Origin of the sequence: Streptomyces bullii (genome assembly GCF_042657145.1) — a bacterium.
Lineage (GTDB): Bacteria > Actinomycetota > Actinomycetes > Streptomycetales > Streptomycetaceae > Streptomyces > Streptomyces bullii.
This window is the reverse complement of record NZ_JBHSNY010000005.1, coordinates 76645-102728: the sequence shown is the minus strand read 5'-3', so window position 1 is coordinate 102728 and position 26084 is coordinate 76645. Positions and strand designations below refer to the sequence as shown.

The window sequence follows — 26084 nt, the reverse complement described above, 5'->3', positions numbered from 1 at the left end:
GAGCACGCCGAAGATGAGCCGTTCCGCACACCCCGCCGGGCCCCGTCACGCCGACGTCCTCCCCGAGGGCCACTACAGCGCTCCGCCCGCCGACCTCAACGCCCTCGACCCCAAGGTCTGGGCGCAGACCGTCTCCCGTCACGCCGACGGTGTCGTCACCGTCGGCGGCGTGCCCGTCACCCGGCTCGCCGAGGAGTTCGGCACGCCCGCGTACATCCTCGACGAGACCGACTTCCGGGCACGCGCGCGTGCGTGGCGCACCGCCTTCGGGCAGGACGCCGACGTGTTCTACGCGGGCAAGGCCTTCCTCTCCCGGGCCGTCGTGCGGTGGCTGCACGAGGAGGGGCTGAACCTCGACGTCTGCTCCGGCGGCGAGCTCGCCACCGCCCTGTCCGCCGGCATGCCCGCCGAGCGCATCGCCTTCCACGGCAACAACAAGTCCGTCAGCGAGATCACCAGGGCCGTCGAGGCGGGTGTCGGGCACATCGTGCTCGACTCCTTCCAGGAGATCGTCCGGGTCGCCCACATCGCCCAGGAGCTGGGCAAGCGGCAGAAGGTCCTCATCCGGATCACCGTCGGTGTCGAGGCCCACACGCACGAGTTCATCGCCACCGCCCACGAGGACCAGAAGTTCGGCATCCCGCTCGCCGGCGGACAGGCCGCCGAAGCCGTACGTCGCGCCCTGCAGCTGGACGGGCTGGAGCTCGTCGGCATCCACAGCCACATCGGCTCGCAGATCTTCGACATGTCCGGGTTCGAGGTCGCCGCGCACCGCGTCGTCGGGCTGCTGAAGGACATCCGTGACGAGCACGGGGTCGAGCTGCCCGAGATCGACCTCGGTGGCGGTCTCGGCATCGCCTACACCAGCGACGACGACCCGCGCGAGCCGCACGAGATCGCCAAGGCGCTGAGCGAGATCGTCAGCCGGGAGTGCGAGGCGGCCCGGCTGCGCACGCCGCGGATCTCCGTCGAGCCGGGCCGCGCCATCGTCGGACCCACCGCCTTCACGCTGTACGAGGTGGGCACCATCAAGCCGCTCGACGGGCTGCGGACGTACGTCTCCGTCGACGGCGGCATGTCGGACAACATCCGCACCGCGCTGTACGACGCCGAGTACAGCGTCGCCCTGGTCTCGCGAAGCTCCGACGCCGAGCCGATGCTGTGCCGGGTCGTCGGCAAGCACTGCGAGAGCGGTGACATCGTCGTACGGGACGCCTTCCTGCCCGCCGACGTGGCACCCGGTGACCTGGTCGCCGTACCGGCCACCGGGGCGTACTGCCGGTCCATGGCCAGCAACTACAACCACGTGCTGCGCCCGCCGGTCGTCGCCGTGCGGGACGGCGAGGCGCGTGTGATCGTCCGCCGCGAGACCGAGGAGGACCTCCTGCGTCTCGACGTCGGCTGACCCGGGTCCGAAAAGGAACCGGCCGCCACCAGGGCGGAAGATCTCCTGTCTTCCGCCCCGGTACAAATGAAATAGATGTCTCACGATCCGGACCGGGGGCAGAAACTCCCGTCCGGTGAGTGAGACTGGTCCCACCGTGACGGTATTCAGGAAACGAGGTCGGATGATGCGTACGCGTCCGCTGAAGGTGGCGCTGCTGGGCTGTGGAGTGGTCGGCTCAGAGGTGGCGCGCATCATGACGACGCACGCCGACGACCTCGCCGCCCGCATCGGCGCCCCGGTGGAGCTCGCCGGGGTGGCCGTCCGGCGGCCCGGCAAGGTACGCGAGGGCGTCCCCGCCGAGCTCGTCACCACCGACGCCACCGCCCTCGTCAAACGCGGCGACATCGACGTCGTCGTCGAGGTCATCGGGGGCATCGAGCCGGCCCGGACCCTCATCACCACCGCCTTCGAGCACGGTGCCTCCGTCGTCTCCGCCAACAAGGCCCTCCTCGCCCAGGACGGGGCCGCCCTCCACGCGGCGGCGGAGGAGCACGGCAGGGACCTCTACTACGAGGCCGCCGTCGCCGGCGCCATCCCGCTGATCCGGCCGCTGCGGGAGTCCCTCGCCGGTGACAAGGTCAACCGTGTCCTCGGCATCGTGAACGGGACCACGAACTTCATCCTCGACAAGATGGACTCGACGGGTGCCGGGTACCAGGAGGCCCTCGACGAGGCCACCGCCCTGGGCTACGCGGAGGCCGACCCGACCGCCGACGTCGAGGGGTTCGACGCCGCCGCGAAGGCCGCCATCCTCGCCGGGATCGCCTTCCACACGCGCGTGCGGCTCGACGACGTCTACCGCGAGGGCATGACCGAGGTCACCGCCGCCGACTTCGCCTCCGCGAAGGAGATGGGCTGCACCATCAAACTGCTCGCCATCTGCGAGCGGGCCGCGGACGGCGGCTCCGTCACCGCGCGCGTGCATCCGGCCATGATTCCGCTGACCCATCCGCTGGCCTCCGTGCGTGGCGCCTACAACGCCGTGTTCGTCGAGTCGGACGCCTCCGGGCAGCTGATGTTCTACGGGCCCGGCGCCGGCGGCGCGCCGACCGCGTCCGCCGTGCTCGGCGACCTCGTCGCCGTCTGCCGCAACCGGCTCAGCGGCGCGACCGGACCCGGCGAGTCCGCCTACGCCGCGCTGCCCGTGTCGCCCATGGGCGACGTCGTCACGCGCTACCACATCAGCCTCGAAGTGGCCGACAAACCGGGCGTTCTCGCCCATGTGGCGACCGTGTTCGCCGAGCACGGTGTCTCGATCGATACGGTTCGGCAGCAGGGCAAGGACGGCGAGGCCTCCCTCGTCGTCGTCACCCACCGTGCGACCGACGCGGCTCTCGGCGGGACCGTCGAGGCGTTGCGCAAGCTCGACACCGTGCGCGGTGTCGCCAGCATCATGCGGGTTGAAGGAGAGTAACCAGCAATGACCCACCAGTGGCGCGGAATCATCGAGGAGTACCGGGACCGGCTGCCGGTATCCGACACCACGCCGGTCGTGACGCTCCGCGAGGGCGGCACGCCCCTCGTGCCCGCGCAGGTGCTCTCCGAGCGCACGGGCTGCGAGGTCCACCTCAAGGTGGAGGGCGCGAACCCGACCGGGTCCTTCAAGGACCGCGGTATGACCATGGCCATCACCAAGGCCAAGGAGGAGGGGGCGAAGGCGGTCATCTGCGCCTCCACCGGCAACACCTCCGCCTCCGCCGCCGCGTACGCGGTGCGTGCCGGCATGGTGTCCGCGGTGCTCGTGCCGCAGGGCAAGATCGCGCTGGGCAAGATGGGCCAGGCCCTGGTGCACGGCGCGAAGATCCTCCAGGTCGACGGCAACTTCGACGACTGCCTCACCCTCGCGCGCGCTCTGAGCGAGAACTACCCCGTCGCACTGGTGAATTCGGTCAACCCGGTGCGTATCGAGGGGCAGAAGACCGCCGCCTTCGAGATCGTCGACATGCTCGGCGACGCGCCCGACATCCATGTCCTGCCGGTCGGCAACGCCGGGAACATCACGGCCTATTGGAAGGGGTACAAGGAGTACTCCCTCGACGGCGTGGCCACCCGGACCCCCCGCATGTGGGGCTTCCAGGCCTCCGGCAGTGCCCCGATCGTGCGCGGCGAGGTGGTCAAGGACCCGTCGACCATCGCCACCGCCATCCGCATCGGCAACCCCGCCTCCTGGCAGTTCGCACTGGCCGCGCGGGACGAGTCCGGCGGTCTCATCGACGAGGTGACGGACCGCGAGATCCTGCGCGCCTACCGGCTGTTGGCCGCGCAGGAGGGCGTTTTCGTCGAGCCGGCGTCCGCCGCGTCCGTCGCCGGTCTGCTGAAGGCCGCCGAACAGGGCAAGGTCGACCCGGGCCAGCGCATCGTGTGCACCGTCACCGGCAACGGCCTGAAGGACCCCGACTGGGCCGTCGCCGGCGCCCCGCAGCCGGTCACCGTGCCCGTCGACGCGGCCGCCGCCGCCGAGCGCCTCGGTCTGGCGTAGTGCCGCGCGCCCGGACGGGCGTGCACGGCCCCGGGCCGGGGCGGACGGTGCCGCGCGAGCAGCGCCGGTGTAACGCGCGCCACGGTCCGGCGTAAGACGGCGCTTACCTGGGGAAGTTCCCTACGGGGGGTGCACAGGGGGCTTACGACACGCATCGTGCGCCTCCTGTGCGCCCTATGTCGCCACTGAACCTTCCTTCGATAGGCTGTACTGAACCCGCCCGCCGCATATGCCTCCGCACAGCGGCCGGTGCCGCGCCGTCTCCGCGGCCCGGACAGCGGCCGGCCCTCCGGTCGGCAGCGGCCCCCAGGGTCCTCGTACGTCATCGAATGTCATTCGACAGTCACGCAGCTCAAGGAGAGTCATCGAGCGATGGCCGGTCCAGCGTTCCGCGCCGCCGCCGTCCGGGTGCGCGTCCCCGCCACCAGCGCCAACCTCGGCCCGGGCTTCGACGCCCTCGGCCTCGCGCTGGGTCTGTACGACGACGTGGTCGTCCGGGTGGCCGACTCCGGGCTGCACATCGACATCGCGGGTGAGGGCAGCGAGACGCTCCCGCGCGACGAAAGCCACCTTCTGGTGCGGTCCCTGCGCACCGCCTTCGATGTGCTGGGCGGACAGCCGCGCGGCCTGGAGATCGTCTGCGCCAACCGCATTCCGCACGGCCGGGGCCTCGGCTCCTCCTCGGCCGCCATCTGCGCCGGCATCGTCGCCGCCCGGGCCGTGACCATAGGCGCCGAGGCCAAGCTCGACGACACCGCGCTCCTGGAACTCGCCACCGAGATCGAGGGCCACCCCGACAACGTCGCGGCCTGCCTGCTGGGCGGCTTCACCCTCTCCTGGATGGAGGGTGGCGCGGCCCGGGCGATCAGGATGGACCCCTCGGATTCCATCGTTCCGGTGGTTTTCGTGCCCGGAAAGCCGGTGCTGACCGAGACCGCGCGCGGCCTGCTCCCGCGCACCGTGCCGCATGTCGACGCGGCGGCCAACGCGGGCCGTGCCGCCCTGCTCGTGGAGGCCCTGACCAGGCGCCCCGAACTGCTCCTGCCCGCCACCGAGGACCGTCTCCACCAGGAGTACCGCGCCCCCGCCATGCCCGAGAGCGCGGCGCTGGTGGACCGGCTGCGGGCCGACGGCATCCCCGCGGTGATCTCCGGCGCCGGACCCACGGTCATGGCGCTGGCCGATGCGGGCACCGCCGACAAGATCGAGACACTGGCGGGCGAGGACTGGGCCGCGAACCGGCTGAGCCTCGATCTGCAGGGCGCGAGCGTGCTTCCGCTCGCGGCCTGACACACGGTTGCCGGATTTGGAGAGGGGGAATGTTTGTTGGATCCGGTAGTGTTAACCTCAAGTCTGCACCCGACCCCACCATGGCGAGGTGCCTCGTGTCCCCGTCCGGGACAGACATTCTTCCGGGAGCCCCCCAAGCCGCACTGTGTTCCGTACGTCGTACGTGGAGCGTACGACGTACACGGACACTGAGCGGGCCGACGGGCACGCTTCGGAACCGGTGCGACCACGCCGCGTGACACAGACACTGGGTGCCACGGCTCAAGGAAGCGCCATCACCAGATATTTCCTCCGCCGCTTAGGCGGACCACCGCCCCGGCACGGTCCACACCAACGGGACCACCGCCGGACAGCACAACCGGTCGCCGAGCCAGACAGGCCGACGTCCGCTCCAGGGAAGGACCCTTCGTGAGCGACACCACCGATCTGATGGGCGCACGTGTCGAGGAGACCGCTGCCGCGCCCGCCACGGACGCCTCCGCGCCTGCCACCGGTGCCGGCTCCCGGCGGCGCCGCGGTACCGGCCTCGAGGGCATGGTGCTGGCCGAGCTGCAGCAGGTCGCATCCGGCCTCGGCATCAGGGGCACCGCGCGCATGCGCAAGAGCCAGCTGATCGAGGTCATCAAGGAGGCGCAGGCGGGGGGTGCCCCCTCCGGGGGAGCGGATGCCGCCCCGGCCGACAAGGCCGAGGCCCCCGCCGAGACCAAGCCGAAGCGCCGTGCCACCTCGCGGACCCGTACGGGTGACAGCGCCGACAAGGCCGAGAAGACGGCGGACGCGAAGGCCGAGGCCCCCGCGGAGAAGGCCGTCGCCCAGCAGCAGATCGAGATCCCGGGCCAGCCCGCCAGCGACGACGCCCCCGCCGAGCGCCGGCGTCGCCGCGCCACCGCGGAGGCCGGCGCGCCGGCGGCCGCCGCTCCCGAGACCATCGCCGCCGAGGCGAAGAGCGAACCGAAGGCCGAGACGCCGGCGCAGTCCCAGCAGCAGTCCCAGAACGACGCCAAGGGCGATGCCGGTGAGGGCGGCGAGGGCCGCCGCCGCGACCGCCGCGAGCGCGGCCGGGACCGGGACCGCGACCGGGACCGGGACCGCGACCGCGACCGCCGGGGCAAGGGCGACGACCAGCAGCAGAGCCAGCAGGGCCAGGGCAACCAGCAGCGTCAGCAGCAGGGCGGCGGCCGGCAGGACGACGACGACTTCGAGGGCGGCCGGCGTGGCCGTCGCGGCCGCTACCGCGACCGCCGCGGTCGCCGTGGCCGCGACGACATGGCCTCCGAGCCGCAGATCACCGAGGACGACGTCCTGATCCCCGTCGCGGGCATCCTGGACATCCTCGACAACTACGCCTTCATCCGGACCTCCGGCTACCTGCCCGGTCCGAACGACGTGTACGTCTCCCTCGCCCAGGTCCGCAAGAACGGCCTGCGCAAGGGCGACCACATCACCGGCGCCGTGCGCCAGCCCAAGGAGGGCGAGCGCCGCGAGAAGTTCAACGCGCTGGTGCGTCTCGACTCCGTCAACGGCATGGCACCCGAACACGGCCGCGGCCGCCCGGAGTTCAACAAGCTGACGCCGCTGTACCCGCAGGACCGCCTCCGCCTGGAGACGGACCCGGGCGTGCTGACCACCCGCATCATCGACCTGGTCTCGCCGATCGGTAAGGGCCAGCGCGGTCTGATCGTGGCCCCGCCGAAGACCGGCAAGACCATGATCATGCAGGCGATCGCCAACGCGATCACGCACAACAACCCCGAGTGCCACCTGATGGTCGTCCTCGTCGACGAGCGTCCGGAAGAGGTCACCGACATGCAGCGGTCGGTCAAGGGCGAGGTCATCTCCTCGACCTTCGACCGCCCGGCCGAGGACCACACCACGGTCGCCGAGCTCGCCATCGAGCGCGCCAAGCGCCTGGTGGAGCTGGGCCACGACGTCGTCGTGCTGCTCGACTCGATCACGCGTCTGGGCCGTGCGTACAACCTGGCGGCGCCCGCCTCCGGCCGCATCCTGTCCGGTGGTGTGGACTCCACCGCCCTGTACCCGCCGAAGCGCTTCTTCGGTGCCGCGCGCAACATCGAGGACGGTGGCTCGCTCACCATCCTGGCGACGGCGCTCGTCGACACCGGGTCCCGCATGGACGAGGTGATCTTCGAGGAGTTCAAGGGCACCGGCAACATGGAGCTCAAGCTCGACCGGAAGCTCGCCGACAAGCGCATCTTCCCGGCCGTCGACGTCGACGCCTCCGGCACCCGTAAGGAAGAGATCCTGCTCGGTGCCGAGGAACTGAACGTCGTCTGGAAGCTGCGCCGGGTGCTGCACGCGCTCGACCAGCAGCAGGCCATCGAGCTGCTGCTCGACAAGATGAAGCAGACCAAGTCGAACGTCGAGTTCCTGATGCAGATCCAGAAGACGACGCCGGCGCCGGGCAACGGCGACTAGTCGCCGGTAGGCCGCGACCCCGAAGAAGGCCGTTTTCCGTCAGCCAGTGACGGGAAACGGCCTTCTGGCGCTGAGGGGAAGGGGTGCATCAGGCACCTCATCGATCTCATGCACCTCTGGGGGGACATCCTTGTCCACGTCCATGTCCGGTGGCGGTCGTCACAGACGCCGGATACGCCTCGCCCTGCCCGTCGCCGCCGCCGGAGTCGCCGCCGCCGTCGCCGCGGCGCTGCTGACCTCGTCCGCGGACGCGGCGACCGCGCTGCCGCGGCCCACCGTCAAGCCCGCCACCAGCGCGCCCTCCCTCGCCGAGCTGGAAAGGCGCGTCGCGGGCGCCCTCGCCGGCGACGACACCGCGGGGCAGACCAGCAAGTCGTCGATGAGCTCCGGCTCGGACTCAGGCGACGGCACCGTCGACGCCAAGGTCATCGGCGGTACGAACACCACCATCGCCTCGGCCCCCTGGATGGCCCAGCTCTGGTACTACGACGACCGGGGCACCACCAGCGAGACCGACGACATCGGGTTCTTCTGCGGCGGAGCCGTCGTCGCGCCGACGAAGATCCTCACCGCCGCGCACTGCGTCAAGGGCTACGACTGGCACAACAACGGCGCGATCCTCACCGGCACCGCCCAGCTGCCCACCACGGACGAGTCCGGCGACACCGACCTGCACGGCGGCACCGTCTCCGGCGTCTGGCGGCAGTGGAACCACCCGTCGTACAACGCGACGACCATCGACAACGACATCGCCGTCCTGACCCTGCCGAACCCCGTCAAGGTCACGCCGATCCGGATGACGACGTCCGGCGACACCGCCTCGTACACGCCCGGCACCAGCGCCAAGGTCTACGGCTGGGGCCGCACCAGCTCCACCAGCCAGGACATCTCCGAGACGCTGAAGACGGCCACGCTGCCCATCCAGTCCGACACCACCTGCGCGGGCTACTACGGCGCCGACTTCGTCAAGAACCACATGGTCTGCGCGGGCGAACCCGCCACCGGCAGCGACGAGGGCACCACGTCCGCCTGCAACGGCGACTCCGGCGGCCCGCTCGTCGTGAACAACCGGATCGTCGGTGTCGTCTCCTGGGGCGTGCAGGACTGCGTCGCGGAGGGCGCCTACAGCGTCTTCGCCAAGGTCAGCTCGTACGTCGGCGCCGTCTACCCGCGGATCGACGACACCAACATCAGCGGCGACCACAAGGCCGACCTGTGGGTGCGCAACGCCTCCACCCGGACCGGCTACTCCAAGAACTCCACGGGCACGTCGTTCGCCGCCCGCGAGTCGTGGGGCGACTGGAGCGGCGTCAACCTCGTCCTGCAGACCGACCTCGACCGGGACGGCTACCAGGACCTGGTCTACCGGGTCAGCAGCACCGGCGACGTCTACTGGTCGCACTACGTGACCTCCAGCGGCACCTGGGCCACCAAGCAGATCGCCGACAACTGGAAGACCCGCACCCGGATCGTCACGCCCGGCGACGTCACCGGCGACCACCTGCCCGACCTGCTGTCCGTGGACTCCGGCGGCTACCTGTGGATCTACCCGGGCAAGGGCGACGGCACCTTCGCGCCCCGGGTGAAGGTCGGCTCCGGCTGGAACCAGTACAACTCGCTGCGCGGCCACGGCGACTTCACCGGCGACGGCAAGACCGACCTGATCGCCCGCGGCAAGAGCAACGGCTACGTGTACCTCTACAAGGGCACCGGCAAGTCGGGCTCCGGGGCCTTCTCCAGCCGGATCAAGGTGCGCACCTGGAGCAGCACGACGTACAACGCCTTCGACGCGGTCGGCGACATCACCGGCGACGGCAAGGCCGACTTCCTGGCCCGTACGCCCGGCGGCACGCTGTACCTGTACAAGGGCACCGGCAAGGCGACCAGCGAGATCTTCGCCACACGGATCTCGGTGGGCACCGGCTACCAGCAGTACGACATCTGGGGCTGAAACCGCAGGTGAGCGCCGTGCTCTCACGCTGAAACGACCACGCTCTGTGCCCATCGCCGCATGCGGTGGGCACAGAGCGTTGTGCAACTCTGTGGCCGGTTTTCCCGTCTGACCGGACGGGGTGACGATGGGTGCAGTACGGGTCTGAACGGAGCGTGTCCGAACAGGCCAGGTCTGGCACCGACCCGCAGGGGGTAACCGACCGGAGACGAGCTGAGGAGCACATGTCTGCCGAGAGCACACCGGGACCCGGCATACCGGGGGAGTCCGGCATCAGCACCCCGCGCCACCGCGCGAAGGGCCGCCGCCGCAAGCCGCGCGGCGGACACCGCAAGGGCCTGATGGTCATGGCCTGGACCGCCGCGGGCATCGTCGTCCTGGGCGGCACCGGCGCCGGATACCTGTACTTCAAGCTCAACGGCAACATCAAGAGCGTCGACATCGACCAGGCCCTCGGCACCGACCGGCCCGAGAAGGTCGACAACGGCTCGGAGAACATCCTCGTGCTGGGCTCCGACACCCGCTCCGGCAGCAACAAGAAGCTCGGCGGCGGCACCGACGACGGCAGCGCCCGCTCCGACACCGCGATGATCGTGCACGTCTACGAGGGCCACAAGAAGGCAAGCGTGGTCTCCATCCCGCGCGACACCATCATCGACCGCCCCGAGTGCGTGGACACCCAGGGCGACGACCACCCCGCCGCGAACGGCGTGATGTTCAACTCCGCCTACTCCACCGGCGGGGCCGCCTGCGCCGTGAAGACCGTCGAGTCGATGACCGGCGTCCGCATGGACCACTACCTGGAGGTCGACTTCAGCGGCTTCCAGAAGCTCATCGACGAGCTCGGCGGCGTCGAGGTCACCACGACCAAGAACATCGACGACCCCGACAGCCACCTCGAGCTCCAGGCCGGCACACACCGCCTCGACGGTGAACAGGCCCTCGGCCTGGTCCGCACCCGGCACGGCGTCGGCGACGGCTCCGACCTCGGCCGTATCCAGCTCCAGCAGGCCTTCATCAAGGCCCTGGTCAACCAGGTCAAGGAGGTCGGCATCTTCACCAGCCCCAAGAAGCTGTACGACCTCGCCGACACCGCCACCAGGACCGTCACGACCGACTCCGACCTGGGCTCGGTGAACGCCCTGATGTCCTTCGCCAACGGCCTCAAGGGCATCACCCCGAAGAACATGCACATGGTCACGATGCCGGTGCAGTACGACCCCGCCGACCCCAACCGCGTCATCGTCCAGAAGGCGAAGGCGCAGCTGGTGTGGGACGCCCTGAAGAACGACAGACCGATCCCGAAGGCGGCCACCGAAGGCACGGCCACCGGTGAAGCCAAGGGCGTGGTGACGTCCCAGTAGGCGGCGCGGTCTGTGTCGACGTGCGCTCCGCCGCGTGGGCGCGACCCGCCACGACCGGCCCGCACCCGACCCCGGCGGTCGGGTCGCACCCCCGACCGCGCACCACACCCGACCCGCAGGGAACAAACGACGGCAACCCCCGGTTTTGGGTGAAGGCGCCAGTCCTGGCAGACTGGTACGTCGGCTCCGGTTCACGCACCCGCACCCCGCGGCTGCGACCCGGCGCCCTCCCGAAACCTAGGAGACACCTTGAAGCGCGACATTCACCCCGCGTACGTCGAGACGCAGGTCAGCTGCACCTGCGGCGCGTCGTTCACCACCCGCAGCACCATCGAGTCCGGCACCATCCGGGCCGAGGTCTGCTCCGAGTGCCACCCGTTCTACACGGGCAAGCAGAAGATCCTCGACACCGGTGGCCGTGTGGCCCGCTTCGAGGCCCGCTTCGGCAAGGCTGCCGCCGGCTCCAAGAAGTAGCGAGCCCCAAACCGCCGGTCCACGGCCGCGCCCCGTTCGAGGCGTGCGCCGGGACCGGCGTTTTTGGTCGCCCGCCTTCCCCTTCACCGCAGTACACAGGAGCCCAAGATGTTCGAGGCCGTCGAGGAACTCGTCGCCGAGCACGCCGACCTGGAGAAGAAGCTCGCCGATCCGTCGGTCCACGCCGACCAGGCCAACGCGCGCAAGCTGAACAAGCGCTACGCCGAGCTCACCCCGATCGTCGCCACGTACCGCTCCTGGAAGCAGACGGGCGACGACGTCGAGACCGCGCGCGAACTGGCCGCCGACGACCCCGACTTCGCCGCCGAGGTCAAGGACCTGGAGAAGCAGCGCGAGGAGCTCACCGAGAAGCTGCGCCTGCTGCTCGTCCCGCGCGACCCCAGCGACGACAAGGACGTCATCCTCGAGATCAAGGCGGGCGCCGGCGGCGACGAGTCCGCCCTCTTCGCGGGCGACCTGCTGCGCATGTACCTGCGCTACGCCGAGCGCGTCGGCTGGAAGACCGAGATCATCGACGCCACCGAGTCCGAGCTGGGCGGCTACAAGGACGTCCAGGTCGCCGTGAAGGCCCGCGGTCAGATCGAGCCCGGGCAGGGCGTGTGGGCGCGGCTGAAGTACGAGGGCGGCGTGCACCGCGTGCAGCGCGTGCCGGCCACCGAGTCCCAGGGCCGTATCCACACCTCCGCGGCCGGTGTCCTCGTGACCCCCGAGGCCGAGGAGGTCGACGTAGAGATCAACCCCAACGACCTCCGCATCGACGTCTACCGCTCCTCCGGCCCCGGCGGCCAGTCGGTCAACACCACCGACTCCGCGGTGCGCATCACGCACATTCCGACCGGAGTCGTCGCCTCCTGCCAGAACGAGAAGAGCCAGCTGCAGAACAAGGAGCAGGCCCTGCGTATCCTGCGCTCCAGGCTGCTCGCCATGGCCCAGGAGGAGGCGGAGAGGAACGCCGCCGACGCCCGCCGCAGCCAGGTCCGTACCGTCGACCGCTCCGAGAAGATCCGCACCTACAACTTCCCGGAGAACCGCATCTCGGACCACCGCGTCGGCTTCAAGGCGTACAACCTGGACCAGGTCCTGGACGGCGACCTCGACGCGGTGATCCAGGCGTGCGTCGACGCGGACTCGGCGGCCAAGCTCGCAGCCGCGTAAGGCGCGTGTGTCGCGCAGTGCGTACGACATCGCGTAGTACGTAGTACAGAGCACCGAGTACCGGAGGACGAGCGTGCAGCAAGAACCCGGGGGGCGACCCCCGAGCCCCCGCAGCGTGCTGCTCGCGGAGGTGGCCCAGGCCACCCAGCGGCTGGCCGACGCCGGCGTGCCCTCGCCGCGCACCGACGCGGAGGAGCTCGCCGCGTTCGTGCACGGCGTCAAGCGGGGCGAGCTGCACACCGTGAAGGACTCCGACTTCGACGCCCGCTACTGGGAGGTCGTCGCCCGCCGCGAGGCCCGTGAACCGCTCCAGCACATCACCGGGCGGGCCTACTTCCGGTACCTGGAACTCCAGGTCGGGCCCGGGGTGTTCGTGCCGCGGCCCGAGACCGAGTCCGTGGTCGGCTGGGCCATAGACGCCGTGCGGGCCATGGACGTCGTCGAGCCGTGCATCGTCGACCTGTGCACCGGCTCCGGCGCCATCGCGCTCGCCATGGCGCAGGAGGTGCCGCGCTCCCGGGTCCACGCGGTGGAGCTGTCCGAGGACGCCCTGACGTGGACCCGCAAGAACATGGAGGGGTCCCGGGTCGAACTGCGCCAGGGCGACGCCCTGACGGCCTTCCCGGACCTCGACGGCCAGGTCGACCTGGTCATCTCCAACCCGCCGTACATCCCGCTCACCGAATGGGAGTACGTCGCTCCCGAGGCCCGGGACCACGACCCGGACATGGCCCTGTTCTCCGGCGAGGACGGCCTCGACCTGATCCGCGGCATCGAACGCACCGCGCACCGGCTGCTGCGGCCCGGCGGCCTCGTCGTCGTCGAGCACGCCGACACCCAGGGCGGCCAGGTGCCGTGGATCTTCGCCGAGGACCGGGGCTGGACCGATGCGGCCGACCACCCCGACCTCAACAACCGCCCCCGCTTCGCCACGGCACGCAAGGCGCTGCCGTGAGCACCCCGCAGACTTCGTCCCCCCAGCAGCACGTGTACGAGGAGGCCCGCTAGATGGCTCGGCGATACGACACCAACGACGCGACCGACCGCGCGACCGGTCTGCGCGAGGCCGCCTCCGCCGTCCGCCGCGGTGAGCTCGTGGTGCTGCCGACGGACACCGTGTACGGCATCGGCGCCGACGCGTTCTCGCCGGAGGCCGTGGCCGACCTGCTGGAGGCCAAGGGCCGGGGCCGCAACATGCCCACCCCTGTCCTGATCGGCTCCCCGAACACCCTGCACGGGCTCGTCACCGACTTCTCCGAGCGGGCCTGGGAGCTGGTGGACGCCTTCTGGCCGGGCGCGCTGACCCTGGTCGCCAAGCACCAGCCGTCCCTCCAGTGGGACCTGGGCGACACCCGGGGCACGGTCGCCGTGCGCATGCCGCTGCACCCCGTCGCCATCGAGCTGCTGACGGAGGTCGGCCCCATGGCCGTGTCCTCCGCCAACCTCACCGGCCACCCCGCGCCGGAGGACTGCGACGCCGCCCAGGAGATGCTCGGCGACTCCGTCTCGGTCTACCTCGACGGCGGCCCGACCCCCGGCAACGTGCCGTCCTCCATCGTCGACGTCACCGGTCCGGTGCCCGTCCTGCTGCGCGAGGGCGCGCTCTCGCCGGACGAGCTGCGCAAGGTCGTACCCGACCTCGAGGTGGCGAATTGACAGCCCCTGACGCGGGGCGTGGCATAGGCAACGGGGAGAGTGCCGCGGAGATCACGACGACATTCGTGGGGCTTCCGCGCGACAGCTTCCGCATCCTCCACGTCAGCACCGGCAATGTGTGCCGCTCGCCGATCACCGAGCGGCTGACCCGCCATTTCGTGCGGGAGCGGCTCGGCGTGCTGGGCGGCGGGCTCATCGTGGAGAGCGCGGGCACCTGGGGGCACGAGGGCGCGCCCATGGAGGCCCACGCGGAGACCGTGCTGGCCGACTTCGGCGCGGACGCCTCGGGATTCGTCGGCCGGGAGCTGCTCGACGACCACGTGATCCGCGCCGACCTGGTGCTGACGGCGACGCGTGACCACCGCGCCCAGGTGATCTCCATGGGCCACTCGGCGGGCCTGCGGACCTTCACGCTGAAGGAGTTCACCCGGCTCGTGAAGGCCATCGACCCGGCGACGCTGCCGCCGCTGGAGGAGGGCGTGGTCACCCGCGCGCGTGCGCTGGTCCGCGCCGCCGCGGCTCTACGCGGGTGGCTCCTGGCGCCGACGGCGGAGGCGGACGAGGTGTACGACCCGTACGGGGCGCCGCTGACGTTCTTCCGGTCGATCGGGGACGAGATACACCAGGCGCTGGATCCGGTGGTCACCGCGCTGACCGGAGTGCCGGCGCGTACGTAGTCGAGGGGCCGGGGCCGCGGCTGACCGGCCCCCGGCGGCGGTAGCGGCCGGCCGCGCACACCGGGCGTCGCCGGTGCGCCGGGCCTACATTGGACGTACGTCACCGTCGACGACGCCCGGAGTCCACCATGACGGTCACCCCTGCCATCGAGGCCGATGTCCTGCGGCGCCAGGACCCCGAGCTCGCCGACATCCTGCTCGGGGAGCGGGAGAGGCAGTCGACGACGCTGCAACTGATCGCCGCCGAGAACTTCTGCTCGCCGGCCGTGCTGGCGGCCCTCGGCTCGCCGCTCGCCAACAAGTACGCCGAGGGGTACCCGGGGGCGCGGCACCACGGCGGCTGCGAGGTCGTGGACGTCGCCGAGCGCATCGCGGTGGCGCGGGCCAGGGAGCTGTTCGGCGCCCAGCACGCCAACGTCCAGTCCCACTCGGGCTCTTCGGCGGTGCTGGCCGCGTACGCCGCCCTGCTGCGCCCCGGCGACACCGTCCTGGCGCTCGGCCTGGCGTACGGCGGTCACCTCACGCACGGCTCGCCCGCCAACTTCTCCGGCCGCTGGTTCGACTTCGTCGGGTACGGGGTGGACGCCGAGACCGGGCTGGTCGACCGCGACCAGGTGCTCACTCTGGCCCGGACGCGCCGCCCGAAGGCGATCGTGTGCGGTTCGACCGCCTATCCCCGGCACATCGACTACGCCTTCTTCCGCGAGGTCGCCGACGAGGTCGGCGCGTATCTGATCGCGGACGCAGCCCACCCGATCGGTTTGGTGGCCGGGGGAGCGGCCCCCAACCCGGTGCCGTACGCCGACATCGTCTGCGCCACCACGCACAAGGTGCTGCGCGGTCCGCGCGGCGGGATGATCCTGTGCGGCGCCGACCTGGCGGAGCGGGTGGACCGGGCCGTGTTCCCCTTCACCCAGGGCGGCGCGCAGATGCACACGATCGCTGCCAAGGCGGTCGCGTTCGGGGAGGCGGCGACATCCGCGTTCGCCGTGTACGCCCACCAGGTGGTCACCAACGCGCGGGTCCTCGCGGCCCAACTGACCGCCGAGGGGCTGGTCGTCACCACCGGCGGCACGGACACGCATCTGATCACCGCCGACCCCTCGCCCCTCGGCGTCGACGGCCGCACCGCACGCGGCCGGCTCGCGGCGGCCGGGATGGTCCTGGACTGCTGCGCGCTGCCGCACGGCGACACCCGCGGACTGCGGCTGGGCACGGCGGCGGTGACCACGCAGGGCATGGGGGAGGGGGAGATGCGGAAGATCGCCGCGCTGCTCGCGGCGGTGCTGCGGGGCGATGTGGAACCGGCCCGGGCCCGTGAAGAAGTGCGGGAGCTGGCCGGTGGATTTCCGCCGTATCCGCGGTGAGGCGGGGTAGGCGCACCTGCGTGCACAGCCACTCGTGCAACCATCGTCGCTACCCGGAAGTCCCCACACATATGCAGCCATCGCTAGGGTGTGGGGCTGAGATGGCCAGCGAGACCTGTGGGGAAGCCCGTGCGTGAATACCTGCTGACGCTCTGCGTCACGGCCGCGGTGACGTATCTGCTGACAGGGCCGGTACGGAAGTTCGCGATCGTGGCCGGGGCCATGCCGGAGATCCGGGCACGTGACGTGCACCGGGAACCCACTCCGCGGCTCGGCGGGATCGCGATGTTCTTCGGCCTGTGCGCGGGCCTGCTGGTCGCCGACCACCTGACCAACCTCAACCAGGTCTTCGAGAACTCCAACGAGCCGCGCGCGCTGCTGTCGGGTGCGGCGCTGATCTGGCTGATCGGCGTGCTGGACGACAAGTTCGAGATGGACGCCCTGATCAAGCTGGGCGCCCAGATGATCGCCGCCGGCGTGATGGTCATGCAGGGTCTGACGATCCTGTGGCTGCCCATCCCGAGTGTGGGCTCGGTCGCGCTCACCCAGTGGCAGGGCACCCTGCTGACGGTCGCGCTCGTCGTCATCACCATCAACGCGGTCAACTTCGTCGACGGCCTGGACGGACTCGCGGCCGGCATGGTCGGCATCGCCTCGGTGGCGTTCTTCCTGTACGCCTACCGGATCTGGTACTCGTACGGCATCGAGGCCGCCGCCCCCGCCACCCTCTTCTCGGCGATCCTGCTCGGCATGTGCCTGGGTTTCCTGCCGCACAACATGCACCCGGCGCGGATCTTCATGGGCGACTCGGGTTCTATGCTCATCGGCCTGGTCCTGGCGGCGGGCGCCATCTCCATCACGGGCCAGATCGACCCCGACGCGCTCAACCTGTACGCGGGGTCGGAGAAGGCGGCCGTGCACCAGACGGTTCCCGTCTACATCCCGCTGCTGCTGCCGCTGACGATCATCGCGATCCCGACCGCCGACCTGATCCTGGCCATCGTGCGGCGCACCTGGCGTGGCCAGTCGCCGTTCGCCGCGGACCGCGGCCACCTGCACCACCGGCTGCTGGAGATCGGCCACTCGCACAGCCGCGCGGTGCTGATCATGTACTTCTGGTCGGCGCTGATCGCCTTCGGCGCGCTCGCCTACTCGGTGAACTCGGCGTCCATGTGGATCGTCCTGGGTGTCGTCTTCCTCAGCGCGATCGGGCTGGTGCTGCTTCTGCTGCCGCGCTTCACGCCGCGTGCCCCGCGCTGGGCGGAGCGGTTCGTGCCGCCGCGGTACCGGCGGCACGGCGCGGTACCGGCCGTGGCACCGGAGGCCTCGACGCCGGCGTCCGCCCTGGAGGAGCACGCCGCGACCGAGCCGGCGCCCCGCACTCCCGTGGTGAGCGGGGTGGCCGGCGTCAACGGAGCGACGGCGATCGGCCCCCGTTCGCGTTTCCCGGACCGGCGCAAGGCGGGAACGTCGCGCTGACGGCCGCCTCCGCCGGTACCGCTGCCGGTGTCTCCAAGCGGCGGCTCCTCGGACGCCGCAAGGTAAGAATCTGACTAGAGCATTGCCAAGTCGTAAGAGACTGATGGGGGTGCGAAGCGCCCAATACCAGACAAGTCGGCTGCGGATTCGCTCAGACGCGCAGATTCGTCCTCATGTGTGACAGCAAGCACACCCTTCAGGTAAAGACTGCATCAAATAGTTTGTGATACGGTTCACGAGAACCCCGGATAGAACCGAAGGACCGAAGTGCGACGGTCCATTGGTGTGAGGTCTCCACTCAGCCCGGGACTACGCTCGTCCATGACGACACCCCTGCCCCCTGTGAAAGCGGAGTTGCCGCCATGCCGTCCAATGACGCCCGGAACCTTCTGCAGTGCGCTGTGCCCACAGCGGCTGCCGGTGCGGTGGCCGTCGCCGTCAGTGGTGTGGTCGCCGGCGGCAAGGGCGCGATCGGGGCGGCCGTCGGCGCGGTACTGGCGATCTTCTTCATGGGAATCGGCCTGTACGTCCTGCAGTGGACGGCAAAAACGCTCCCGCAGCTGTTCCAGGCCATGGGGTTGATGCTCTATGTCGCCCAGCTCCTGCTGCTCCTGATCTTCGTCGCCCTCTTCAAGGACACCTCTCTCTTCAATGCGAAGGCGTTCGCGATCGCGCTCGTCGTCGCGACCGTGGTGTGGATGGCCGCGCAGGCCCGCGCGCACATGAAGGCCAAGATCTTCTACATCGATCCGGACTCCGCGAAGAGTGAGAAGGCCGAGAAGACAGGGCCGTCGTCGTGACAGGTAGGGGCGGGATAAAGGCAAGTGCGAACTCCTGCTATCGTCCGGTGCCAACTGCGGCATCGCGGGCGCGGGCATCTGAGCTGACGCCTGCTCAATCGCGAGGCTCGATGCCCCCCAGCCGCCCCCACATCCGTAACACCAGTCCGGTGCCGATCCGCGGCTGCGCGCCGCGCCGACACAACGAGGTTGCCGTACCCATGCGTCACGCCGAAGGAGCCCGCGGTGAGTGCTGACCAGACCCAGCTCGCCTTTGACTGGAGCTGTCGGATCATGTCCGACAACGGGTGTGGTTTTCCGGCTCCGGGCCTGCATTCGTTCCTGTTCAAGCCGATCGCCACGGTGGGCGGCGTCGAGTTCAACAAGGTGATGCTGCTCGCGCTGATCACCACCGTCCTCGTCATCGGCTTCTTCTGGGCGGCCTTCGGCAAGGCCAAGGTGGTGCCGGGCAAGCTCCAGATGGTCGGCGAGGCCGGCTACGACTTCGTGCGCCGCGGCATCGTCTACGAGACGCTCGGCAAGCGTGAGGGCGAGAAGTACGTCCCCCTCATGGTCTCGCTGTTCTTCTTCATCTGGATCATGAACATCTGGTCCGTGATCCCGCTGGCCCAGTTCCCGGTGTCGTCGATCATCGCCTACCCGGCGGTGCTGGCCGCGATCGTCTACGTCGTCTGGGTCTCGCTGACCTTCAAGCGGCACGGCTTCGTCGGGTTCTTCAAGAACATCACCGGCTACGACAAGTCGCTCGGCCCGGTGCTGCCGCTCGTGATGGTCATCGAGTTCTTCTCGAACCTGCTCGTCCGGCCCTTCACGCACGCGGTGCGACTGTTCGCCAACATGTTCGCCGGCCACCTGATGCTGGTCATGTTCACCGTCGCCTCCTGGTACCTGCTGAACAGCTGGATGATCCCGGCGGCCGGCGTCTCCTTCGTCATGACCGTCGCCATGATCGGCTTCGAGCTTTTCGTGCAGGCCGTCCAGGCCTACGTCTTCGTGCTCCTCGCCTGCACGTACATCCAGGGCGCTCTGGCCGAGCACCACTGAGCCCCCGCCCCATCAATCCCAAGAACGTCCGGTGGCCAACCCCCGCCGGTCCGTGAAAGAGAAGGAAGAATCAGCATGGCTGCCACTGAGACCCTCGCCGCTGTCTCCGGTTCGCTCGGCTCCATCGGCTACGGCCTCTCCGCCATCGGCCCCGGCATCGGCGTCGGCATCATCTTCGGCAACGGCACCCAGGCCCTGGCCCGCCAGCCCGAGGCCGCCGGCCTGATCCGTGCCAACCAGATCCTGGGCTTCGCCTTCTGTGAGGCGCTCGCCCTCATCGGCATCGTCATGCCGTTCGTGTTCGGTCAGTAATCACCTACTCACCGGCACGTTTCGACGAAAGGCACTGATGTGATCGCCAACCTGGTACAGCTGGCGGCCGAGGAGGAGCAGAACCCGCTCCTCCCGCCCGGCCCCGAGCTGCTCGTCGGCACCATCGCCTTCGCCATCGTGTTCTTCTTCTTCTGGAAGAAGCTGCTTCCGAACATCAACAGGGTTCTGGAGGAGCGTCGCGCGGCGATCGAAGGCGGTATCGAAGAGGCCGAGACCATGAAGGTCGAGGCCCAGAGCGTCCTTGAGCAGTACAAGGCACAGCTCGCCGAGGCCCGGCACGAGGCCGCGCGTCTGCGCCAGGAGGCGCAGGAGCAGGGTGCCGCGCTCATCGCCGAGATGCGGGCCGAGGGCCAGCGTCAGCGCGAGGAGATCATCGCCGCCGGCCACGCCCAGATCGAGGCCGACCGCAAGGCCGCCGCGGGCGCGCTGCGTCAGGACGTCGGCAAGCTCGCCACCGACCTGGCCGGCAAGCTCGTCGGCGAGTCCCTCGAGGACCATGCCCGGCAGAGCCGCGTGATCGACCGCTTCCTCGACGAGCTCGAGGAGAAGGCCGAGGCCGGCCGATGAACGGGGCGAGCCGCACGGCCCTGGCAGCCGCACGTGAGCGTCTCGACGCGCTGACGGACTCCACGTCCGTGGACGCGGCGCAGCTCGCCGACGAGCTCGCCGCCGTCACCGCGCTGCTCGACCGCGAGGTGTCGCTGCGTCGGGTCCTCACCGACCCGGCGCAGGCCGGTGAGGGCAAGGCCGAGCTGGTCCAGCGCCTGCTCGGCACCCAGGTCGGCGGCGCGGCCGCGGACCTGGTGGCCGGCATGGTGCGCTCCCGCTGGTCGCAGTCGCGCGACCTGGGGGACGCGCTGGAGCAGCTGGCGAACCTCGCCGACCTCACCGCCGCGCAGCGCGCGGGCACGCTGGACGACGTCGAGGACGAGCTGTTCCGGTTCGGCCGGATCATCTCTTCCAGCACCGAGCTGCGTGCCGCACTGACCGACCGCAAGGCCACCGTCTCGGCCAAGAGCGAGCTGCTGCGCAGCCTGCTCGGCGGCCGGGCCCGGGCGACCACCGAGCGTCTGGTGACGCGTCTTGTGACCGCGCCGCGGGGACGTAGCCTGGAGTCGGGACTGGAGTCCCTGTCCAAGCTCGCCGCCGAGCGCCGGGACCGCATGGTGGCCGTCGTCACCTCCGCGGTACCGCTGAGCGACGTGCAGAAGCAGCGCCTGGGCGCCGCCCTCGCGAAGCTCTACGGCCGCCGGATGCACCTGAACCTGGACGTGGACCCCGAGGTCCTCGGCGGGATCCGGGTACAGGTCGGCGACGAGGTCATCAACGGCTCCATCGCGGACCGTCTGGAGGACGCCGGCCGCCGCATGGCGAGCTAGCGACACCTCCGCAACTGAACACGCAGTACGTACTTACGGCCCTGGTTGGGCCGTGCAGAGGATTCCTGGGGGTCGCCCCCAGACCCCCAAAGAAACTTCGGGCCCAACAAGGAGAGCAGGGAACCCAGATGGCGGAGCTCACGATCCGGCCGGAGGAGATCCGGGACGCGCTGGAGAACTTCGTCCAGGCGTACAAGCCGGACGCGGCCTCGCGCGAGGAGGTCGGCACGGTCACCTTTGCCGGTGACGGCATCGCGAAGGTCGAGGGCCTGCCCTCGGCCATGGCCAGCGAGCTGCTGAAGTTCGAGGACGGCACCCTCGGCCTCGCCCTCAACCTCGAGGAGCGCGAGATCGGTGCCATCGTCCTCGGCGAGTTCAGCGGCGTCGAGGAAGGCCAGCCGGTCACCCGTACCGGCGAGGTGCTGTCCGTCGCCGTCGGCGAGGGCTACCTCGGCCGTGTGGTCGACCCGCTCGGCAACCCGATCGACGGCCTCGGCGAGATCGAGACCGACGGCCGCCGCGCCCTCGAGCTGCAGGCCCCCACGGTCATGCAGCGCAAGTCGGTGCACGAGCCCATGGAGACCGGCTACAAGGCCGTCGACGCGATGACCCCGATCGGCCGTGGTCAGCGTCAGCTGATCATCGGCGACCGCCAGACCGGCAAGACCGCCCTGGCCGTCGACACGATCATCAACCAGCGCGACAACTGGCGCTCGGGCGACCCGAACAAGCAGGTCCGCTGCATCTACGTCGCCATCGGCCAGAAGGGCTCCACCATCGCCGGCGTGCGCCGCGCGCTGGAGGAGAACGGCGCGCTGGAGTACACGACCATCGTCGCCTCCCCGGCGTCCGACCCGGCCGGCTTCAAGTACCTGGCGCCGTACACCGGCTCGGCCATCGGCCAGCACTGGATGTACCAGGGCAAGCACGTTCTGATCATCTTCGACGACCTGTCCAAGCAGGCCGACGCCTACCGCGCCGTGTCCCTGCTGCTGCGCCGCCCGCCGGGCCGCGAGGCCTACCCGGGTGACGTCTTCTACCTGCACTCCCGTCTGCTGGAGCGCTGCGCGAAGCTCTCCGACGACATGGGCGCCGGCTCGATGACCGGTCTGCCGATCGTCGAGACCAAGGCCAACGACGTCTCGGCGTTCATCCCGACCAACGTCATCTCCATCACCGACGGCCAGTGCTTCCTGGAGTCGGACCTGTTCAACGCCGGTCAGCGCCCCGCGCTGAACGTCGGTATCTCCGTCTCCCGAGTCGGTGGTTCCGCCCAGCACAAGGCGATGAAGCAGGTCTCCGGCCGTCTGCGCGTGGACCTCGCCCAGTTCCGTGAGCTGGAGGCGTTCGCCGCCTTCGGTTCCGACCTGGACGCGGCCTCCAAGGCCCAGCTGGAGCGCGGTCAGCGCATGGTCGAGCTGCTGAAGCAGGACCAGTACCAGCCGATGTCCACCGAGGACCAGGTCGTCTCCGTCTGGGCCGGCACCACCGGCAAGATGGACGACGTTCCGGTCGCCGACATCCGCCGCTTCGAGCGGGAGCTGCTGGAATACCTGCACCGCAAGGAGCAGGGCCTCATGACCTCCATCCGCGAGGGCGGCAAGATGTCCGACGACACCCTGCAGGCCGTCGCCGAGGCGATCACGGAGTTCAAGAAGCAGTTCGAGACCTCCGACGGCAAGCTGCTCGGCGAGGAAGCCCCGGCCGCGCCGAAGGCGACCAGCGCCTCCAAGTGACGTAAGGAAGGGACCTGACTCATGGGAGCCCAGCTCCGGGTCTACAAGCGTCGCATCCGATCCGTCACCGCGACCAAGAAGATCACGAAGGCGATGGAGATGATCGCCGCCTCGCGCGTCGTCAAGGCGCAGCGCAAGGTGGCGGCCTCCACGCCGTACGCGAAGGAACTGACCCGCGCGGTCACCGCGGTCGCCACCGGCTCGAACACCCGGCACCCGCTGACCACGGAGGCGGAGAACCCGACCCGTGCCGCGGTCCTGCTCCTGACGAGCGACCGCGGTCTGGCCGGCGCCTTCAACGCCAACGCCATCAAGGCGGCGGAGCAGCTCACCGAACGGCTCGAGCGCGAGGGCAAGGAGGTCGACACGTACATCGTCGGCCGCCGCGGTGTCGCCCACTACAACTTCCGCGAGCGCAAGGTCGCGCAGTCGTTCACGGGCTTCACCGACGAGCCGTCGTACGCGGACGCCAAGAAGGTGGCGGCGCCCGTGATCGAGGCGATCGAGACGGAGACGGCGGACGGCGGCGTGGACGAGCTCCACATCGTCTACACCGAGTTCGTGTCGATGATGACGCAGACGGCGGTCGAGTCCCGGCTGCTGCCGCTGAGCCTCGAAGAGGTCGCGGAGGAGGCGACGCCCAAGGGCGAGCTGCTTCCGCTGTACGACTTCGAGCCCTCGGCGGAGGACGTGCTCGACGCCCTCCTGCCGCGCTACGTGGAGAGCCGTATCTACAACGCGCTGCTCCAGTCGGCCGCTTCCAAGCACGCCGCCACGCGGCGCGCGATGAAGTCGGCCACCGACAACGCCGGGGAGCTCATCGAGACCCTCACCCGGCTTGCCAACCAGGCCCGCCAGGCCGAAATCACCCAGGAAATCAGCGAGATCGTCGGTGGCGCCAGCGCCCTGGCCGACGCGACCGCGGGGAGTGACTACTAATGACCACCACTGTTGAGCCGACCGCTCCTGCTGGCGTGGCCACTGGCCGCGTCGCGCGGGTCATCGGCCCGGTCGTCGACGTGGAGTTCCCCGTCGACGCGATCCCGGACATCTACCAGGCCCTTCACGTCGAGGTCGCCGACCCGGCCAAGGCGGGCGAGAAGAAGACGCTGACCCTGGAGGTCGCCCAGCACCTGGGCGGCGGCCTGGTCCGCACGATCTCCATGCAGCCCACCGACGGTCTGGTCCGCCAGGCCACGGTGATCAACACCGGCGCCCCCATCTCCGTGCCGGTCGGTGACTTCACCAAGGGCAAGGTGTTCAACACCATCGGTGAGGTGCTCAACACCGACGAGCGCTACGACGGTGAGCGCTGGCCGATCCACCGCAAGGCGCCGAACTTCGACCAGCTCGAGTCCAAGACCGAGATGTTCGAGACCGGCATCAAGGTCATCGACCTGCTGACCCCGTACGTCAAGGGCGGCAAGATCGGTCTGTTCGGCGGCGCCGGCGTCGGCAAGACCGTTCTGATCCAGGAGATGATCTACCGCGTCGCCAACAACCACGACGGTGTGTCGGTGTTCGCGGGCGTCGGTGAGCGCACCCGTGAGGGCAACGACCTCATCGACGAGATGAGCGAGTCGGGCGTCATCGACAAGACCGCGCTGGTCTTCGGTCAGATGGACGAGCCCCCGGGCACCCGTCTGCGCGTGGCGCTGGCCGGTCTGACGATGGCGGAGTACTTCCGCGACGTCCAGAAGCAGGACGTGCTGTTCTTCATCGACAACATCTTCCGCTTCACCCAGGCCGGTTCCGAGGTGTCGACCCTGCTCGGCCGTATGCCCTCCGCGGTGGGCTACCAGCCGAACCTGGCCGACGAGATGGGCATCCTCCAGGAGCGCATCACCTCGACCCGCGGCCACTCGATCACCTCGATGCAGGCGATCTACGTCCCCGCGGACGACCTGACCGACCCGGCCCCGGCCACCACCTTCGCCCACCTCGACGCGACGACGGTTCTGTCCCGTCCGATCTCCGAGAAGGGCATCTACCCGGCCGTGGACCCGCTGGACTCCACGTCCCGGATCCTGGACCCGCGCTACATCACGCAGGAGCACTACAACGCGGCCATGCGCGTGAAGAACATCCTGCAGAAGTACAAGGACCTCCAGGACATCATCGCGATCCTCGGTATCGACGAGCTCGGCGAGGAGGACAAGCTCGTCGTCCACCGTGCCCGTCGCGTGGAGCGCTTCCTGTCCCAGAACACCCACGTCGCCAAGCAGTTCACCGGCGTCGAGGGTTCGGACGTGCCGCTGGACGAGTCGATCGCCGCGTTCAACGCGATCTGCGACGGCGAGTACGACCACTTCCCGGAGCAGGCGTTCTTCATGTGCGGTGGTATCGAGGACCTGAAGAAGAACGCGAAGGAGCTGGGCGTCTCCTGACCCCGGCACTCGTGTGAGGGGGCGGGCACGTCCCGCCCCCTCTCTCACGCCCACTAGACTTGTAACCAACACCCGGCACTCCCGCCGGGTGGTGACCCGAGGAGCCACCCTTGGCTGCTGAGCTGCACGTCGCGCTGGTCGCCGCCGACCGTGAGGTCTGGTCGGGCCAGGCCACCCTGGTCGTCGCGCGCACCACGTCCGGCGACATCGGCGTCATGCCCGGTCACCAGCCGCTGCTCGGTGTGCTGGAGTCGGGCCCCGTGACCATCCGTACGAGTGAAGGTGGAACGGTCATCGCCGCGGTGCACGGCGGTTTCATCTCGTTCGCGGACAACAAGCTGTCGCTGCTGGCCGAGATCGCCGAGCTGTCGGACGAGATCGACGTCCAGCGCGCGGAGCGCGAGCTCGAGCGTGCGAAGGCGGAGGGCGACGCCACGGCCGAGCGCCGTGCGGACGTCCGTCTGCGGACGGCGACCGCGGGGCGGTGACCCCGCGCGTCGTACGATGACGTCACTCAGCCGCGGCCGGCACCGGAGCGATCCGGAGCCGGTCGCGGCTGAGGCAGATATAGGTGTTTTTTACGTTCCGTTACCTAGGAGACGAGGAGGT

The 26084-nt window shown here is 69.8% G+C and carries 23 protein-coding genes; all 23 read left to right on the top strand.

Annotated features, from left to right (window positions below; translation table 11 throughout):
• Positions 1–13 precede the first annotated feature (13 nt).
• The 23 genes from lysA to ACFPZJ_RS14990 all read left to right on the top strand — a co-directional run bounded on the left by lysA (position 14) and on the right by ACFPZJ_RS14990 (position 25963).
• Positions 14–1405 carry a diaminopimelate decarboxylase gene (lysA, locus tag ACFPZJ_RS15100; protein WP_381021442.1) on the top strand — a complete coding sequence of 464 codons (1392 nt, stop codon included), beginning with the start codon at positions 14–16 and terminating at the stop codon, positions 1403–1405.
• A gap of 163 nt (positions 1406–1568) precedes the next feature.
• Complete coding sequence (locus ACFPZJ_RS15095) at positions 1569–2861, top strand: homoserine dehydrogenase (RefSeq protein ID WP_381021440.1); 1293 nt, start codon at positions 1569–1571, stop codon at positions 2859–2861.
• A gap of 6 nt (positions 2862–2867) precedes the next feature.
• On the top strand, positions 2868–3926 hold the full coding sequence (gene thrC, locus ACFPZJ_RS15090) for a threonine synthase (RefSeq protein WP_381021438.1): 1059 nt from the start codon (positions 2868–2870) through the stop codon (positions 3924–3926).
• A gap of 372 nt (positions 3927–4298) precedes the next feature.
• Positions 4299–5216 carry a homoserine kinase gene (gene thrB, locus ACFPZJ_RS15085; protein ID WP_381021436.1) on the top strand — a complete coding sequence of 306 codons (918 nt, stop codon included), beginning with the start codon at positions 4299–4301 and terminating at the stop codon, positions 5214–5216.
• A gap of 408 nt (positions 5217–5624) precedes the next feature.
• Positions 5625–7652 (top strand): transcription termination factor Rho, encoded by a 2028-nt coding sequence (gene rho / locus ACFPZJ_RS15080; RefSeq protein ID WP_381021435.1) that lies wholly within the window; start codon positions 5625–5627, stop codon positions 7650–7652.
• A 142-nt stretch (positions 7653–7794) separates the two neighbouring features.
• Positions 7795–9603, top strand: a complete 1809-nt coding sequence (locus ACFPZJ_RS15075; protein WP_381022125.1) for a trypsin-like serine protease — start codon at positions 7795–7797, stop codon at positions 9601–9603.
• Between the two features lie 224 nt (positions 9604–9827).
• Positions 9828–10967 (top strand): LCP family protein, encoded by a 1140-nt coding sequence (locus ACFPZJ_RS15070; RefSeq protein ID WP_381021434.1) that lies wholly within the window; start codon positions 9828–9830, stop codon positions 10965–10967.
• 249 nt (positions 10968–11216) lie between these two features.
• Positions 11217–11441: a 50S ribosomal protein L31 gene (gene rpmE / locus ACFPZJ_RS15065; protein WP_014675000.1), complete on the top strand. Its 225-nt coding sequence runs from the start codon at positions 11217–11219 to the stop codon at positions 11439–11441.
• A gap of 108 nt (positions 11442–11549) precedes the next feature.
• A complete protein-coding gene (prfA, locus tag ACFPZJ_RS15060; protein WP_381021432.1) occupies positions 11550–12617 on the top strand; it encodes a peptide chain release factor 1 in 1068 nt (355 codons plus the stop codon).
• A gap of 115 nt (positions 12618–12732) precedes the next feature.
• Complete coding sequence (gene prmC / locus ACFPZJ_RS15055; protein WP_381021430.1) at positions 12733–13572, top strand: peptide chain release factor N(5)-glutamine methyltransferase; 840 nt, start codon at positions 12733–12735, stop codon at positions 13570–13572.
• A gap of 53 nt (positions 13573–13625) precedes the next feature.
• A complete protein-coding gene (locus ACFPZJ_RS15050) occupies positions 13626–14273 on the top strand; it encodes an L-threonylcarbamoyladenylate synthase (protein WP_381021429.1) in 648 nt (215 codons plus the stop codon).
• Positions 14270–14950 carry an arsenate reductase/protein-tyrosine-phosphatase family protein gene (locus ACFPZJ_RS15045; protein ID WP_381021428.1) on the top strand — a complete coding sequence of 227 codons (681 nt, stop codon included), beginning with the start codon at positions 14270–14272 and terminating at the stop codon, positions 14948–14950. The genes ACFPZJ_RS15050 and ACFPZJ_RS15045 overlap by 4 nt, the downstream gene beginning before the upstream one ends.
• A gap of 128 nt (positions 14951–15078) precedes the next feature.
• On the top strand, positions 15079–16317 hold the full coding sequence (locus tag ACFPZJ_RS15040) for a serine hydroxymethyltransferase (RefSeq protein WP_381021426.1): 1239 nt from the start codon (positions 15079–15081) through the stop codon (positions 16315–16317).
• Between the two features lie 129 nt (positions 16318–16446).
• Positions 16447–17796: an MraY family glycosyltransferase gene (locus ACFPZJ_RS15035; RefSeq protein WP_381021425.1), complete on the top strand. Its 1350-nt coding sequence runs from the start codon at positions 16447–16449 to the stop codon at positions 17794–17796.
• A 362-nt stretch (positions 17797–18158) separates the two neighbouring features.
• Positions 18159–18596, top strand: a complete 438-nt coding sequence (locus ACFPZJ_RS15030; protein ID WP_381021423.1) for a hypothetical protein — start codon at positions 18159–18161, stop codon at positions 18594–18596.
• A gap of 273 nt (positions 18597–18869) precedes the next feature.
• Positions 18870–19640: a F0F1 ATP synthase subunit A gene (gene atpB / locus ACFPZJ_RS15025; RefSeq protein WP_381022123.1), complete on the top strand. Its 771-nt coding sequence runs from the start codon at positions 18870–18872 to the stop codon at positions 19638–19640.
• 75 nt (positions 19641–19715) lie between these two features.
• Positions 19716–19952 (top strand): ATP synthase subunit c family protein, encoded by a 237-nt coding sequence (locus ACFPZJ_RS15020; RefSeq protein ID WP_010040161.1) that lies wholly within the window; start codon positions 19716–19718, stop codon positions 19950–19952.
• Positions 19953–19991: 39 nt separating this feature from the next.
• Complete coding sequence (locus ACFPZJ_RS15015; RefSeq protein ID WP_381021421.1) at positions 19992–20540, top strand: F0F1 ATP synthase subunit B; 549 nt, start codon at positions 19992–19994, stop codon at positions 20538–20540.
• Complete coding sequence (locus ACFPZJ_RS15010; RefSeq protein ID WP_381021420.1) at positions 20537–21352, top strand: F0F1 ATP synthase subunit delta; 816 nt, start codon at positions 20537–20539, stop codon at positions 21350–21352. The genes ACFPZJ_RS15015 and ACFPZJ_RS15010 overlap by 4 nt, the downstream gene beginning before the upstream one ends.
• Positions 21353–21480: 128 nt before the next feature.
• Complete coding sequence (atpA, locus tag ACFPZJ_RS15005) at positions 21481–23088, top strand: F0F1 ATP synthase subunit alpha (RefSeq protein WP_381021419.1); 1608 nt, start codon at positions 21481–21483, stop codon at positions 23086–23088.
• Positions 23089–23109: 21 nt separating this feature from the next.
• Entirely contained in the window at positions 23110–24027 is a 918-nt protein-coding gene (locus ACFPZJ_RS15000) for a F0F1 ATP synthase subunit gamma (RefSeq protein WP_381021418.1), read from the top strand.
• Positions 24027–25475 carry a F0F1 ATP synthase subunit beta gene (atpD, locus tag ACFPZJ_RS14995; RefSeq protein WP_381021417.1) on the top strand — a complete coding sequence of 483 codons (1449 nt, stop codon included), beginning with the start codon at positions 24027–24029 and terminating at the stop codon, positions 25473–25475. Before ACFPZJ_RS15000 ends, atpD begins: the two co-directional genes overlap by 1 nt.
• A gap of 110 nt (positions 25476–25585) precedes the next feature.
• Positions 25586–25963 carry a F0F1 ATP synthase subunit epsilon gene (locus ACFPZJ_RS14990; RefSeq protein ID WP_381021416.1) on the top strand — a complete coding sequence of 126 codons (378 nt, stop codon included), beginning with the start codon at positions 25586–25588 and terminating at the stop codon, positions 25961–25963.
• The last annotated feature ends 121 nt before the right edge of the window (positions 25964–26084 follow it).

Bases quoted from the DNA above. Each gene is read 5' to 3' on its own strand.
- lysA (WP_381021442.1), top strand. From the start codon at position 14: ATGAGCCGTTCCGCACACCCCGCCGGGCCCCGTCACGCCGACGTCCTC.
- ACFPZJ_RS15095 (WP_381021440.1), top strand. From the start codon at position 1,569: ATGATGCGTACGCGTCCGCTGAAGGTGGCGCTGCTGGGCTGTGGAGTG.
- thrC (WP_381021438.1), top strand. From the start codon at position 2,868: ATGACCCACCAGTGGCGCGGAATCATCGAGGAGTACCGGGACCGGCTG.
- thrB (WP_381021436.1), top strand. From the start codon at position 4,299: ATGGCCGGTCCAGCGTTCCGCGCCGCCGCCGTCCGGGTGCGCGTCCCC.
- ACFPZJ_RS15075 (WP_381022125.1), top strand. From the start codon at position 7,795: ATGTCCGGTGGCGGTCGTCACAGACGCCGGATACGCCTCGCCCTGCCC.
- ACFPZJ_RS15070 (WP_381021434.1), top strand. From the start codon at position 9,828: ATGTCTGCCGAGAGCACACCGGGACCCGGCATACCGGGGGAGTCCGGC.
- prfA (WP_381021432.1), top strand. From the start codon at position 11,550: ATGTTCGAGGCCGTCGAGGAACTCGTCGCCGAGCACGCCGACCTGGAG.
- ACFPZJ_RS15050 (WP_381021429.1), top strand. From the start codon at position 13,626: ATGGCTCGGCGATACGACACCAACGACGCGACCGACCGCGCGACCGGT.
- ACFPZJ_RS15040 (WP_381021426.1), top strand. From the start codon at position 15,079: ATGACGGTCACCCCTGCCATCGAGGCCGATGTCCTGCGGCGCCAGGAC.
- ACFPZJ_RS15030 (WP_381021423.1), top strand. From the start codon at position 18,159: ATGCCGTCCAATGACGCCCGGAACCTTCTGCAGTGCGCTGTGCCCACA.
- atpB (WP_381022123.1), top strand. From the start codon at position 18,870: ATGTCCGACAACGGGTGTGGTTTTCCGGCTCCGGGCCTGCATTCGTTC.
- ACFPZJ_RS15020 (WP_010040161.1), top strand. From the start codon at position 19,716: ATGGCTGCCACTGAGACCCTCGCCGCTGTCTCCGGTTCGCTCGGCTCC.
- ACFPZJ_RS15010 (WP_381021420.1), top strand. From the start codon at position 20,537: ATGAACGGGGCGAGCCGCACGGCCCTGGCAGCCGCACGTGAGCGTCTC.
- atpA (WP_381021419.1), top strand. From the start codon at position 21,481: ATGGCGGAGCTCACGATCCGGCCGGAGGAGATCCGGGACGCGCTGGAG.
- ACFPZJ_RS15000 (WP_381021418.1), top strand. From the start codon at position 23,110: ATGGGAGCCCAGCTCCGGGTCTACAAGCGTCGCATCCGATCCGTCACC.
- atpD (WP_381021417.1), top strand. From the start codon at position 24,027: ATGACCACCACTGTTGAGCCGACCGCTCCTGCTGGCGTGGCCACTGGC.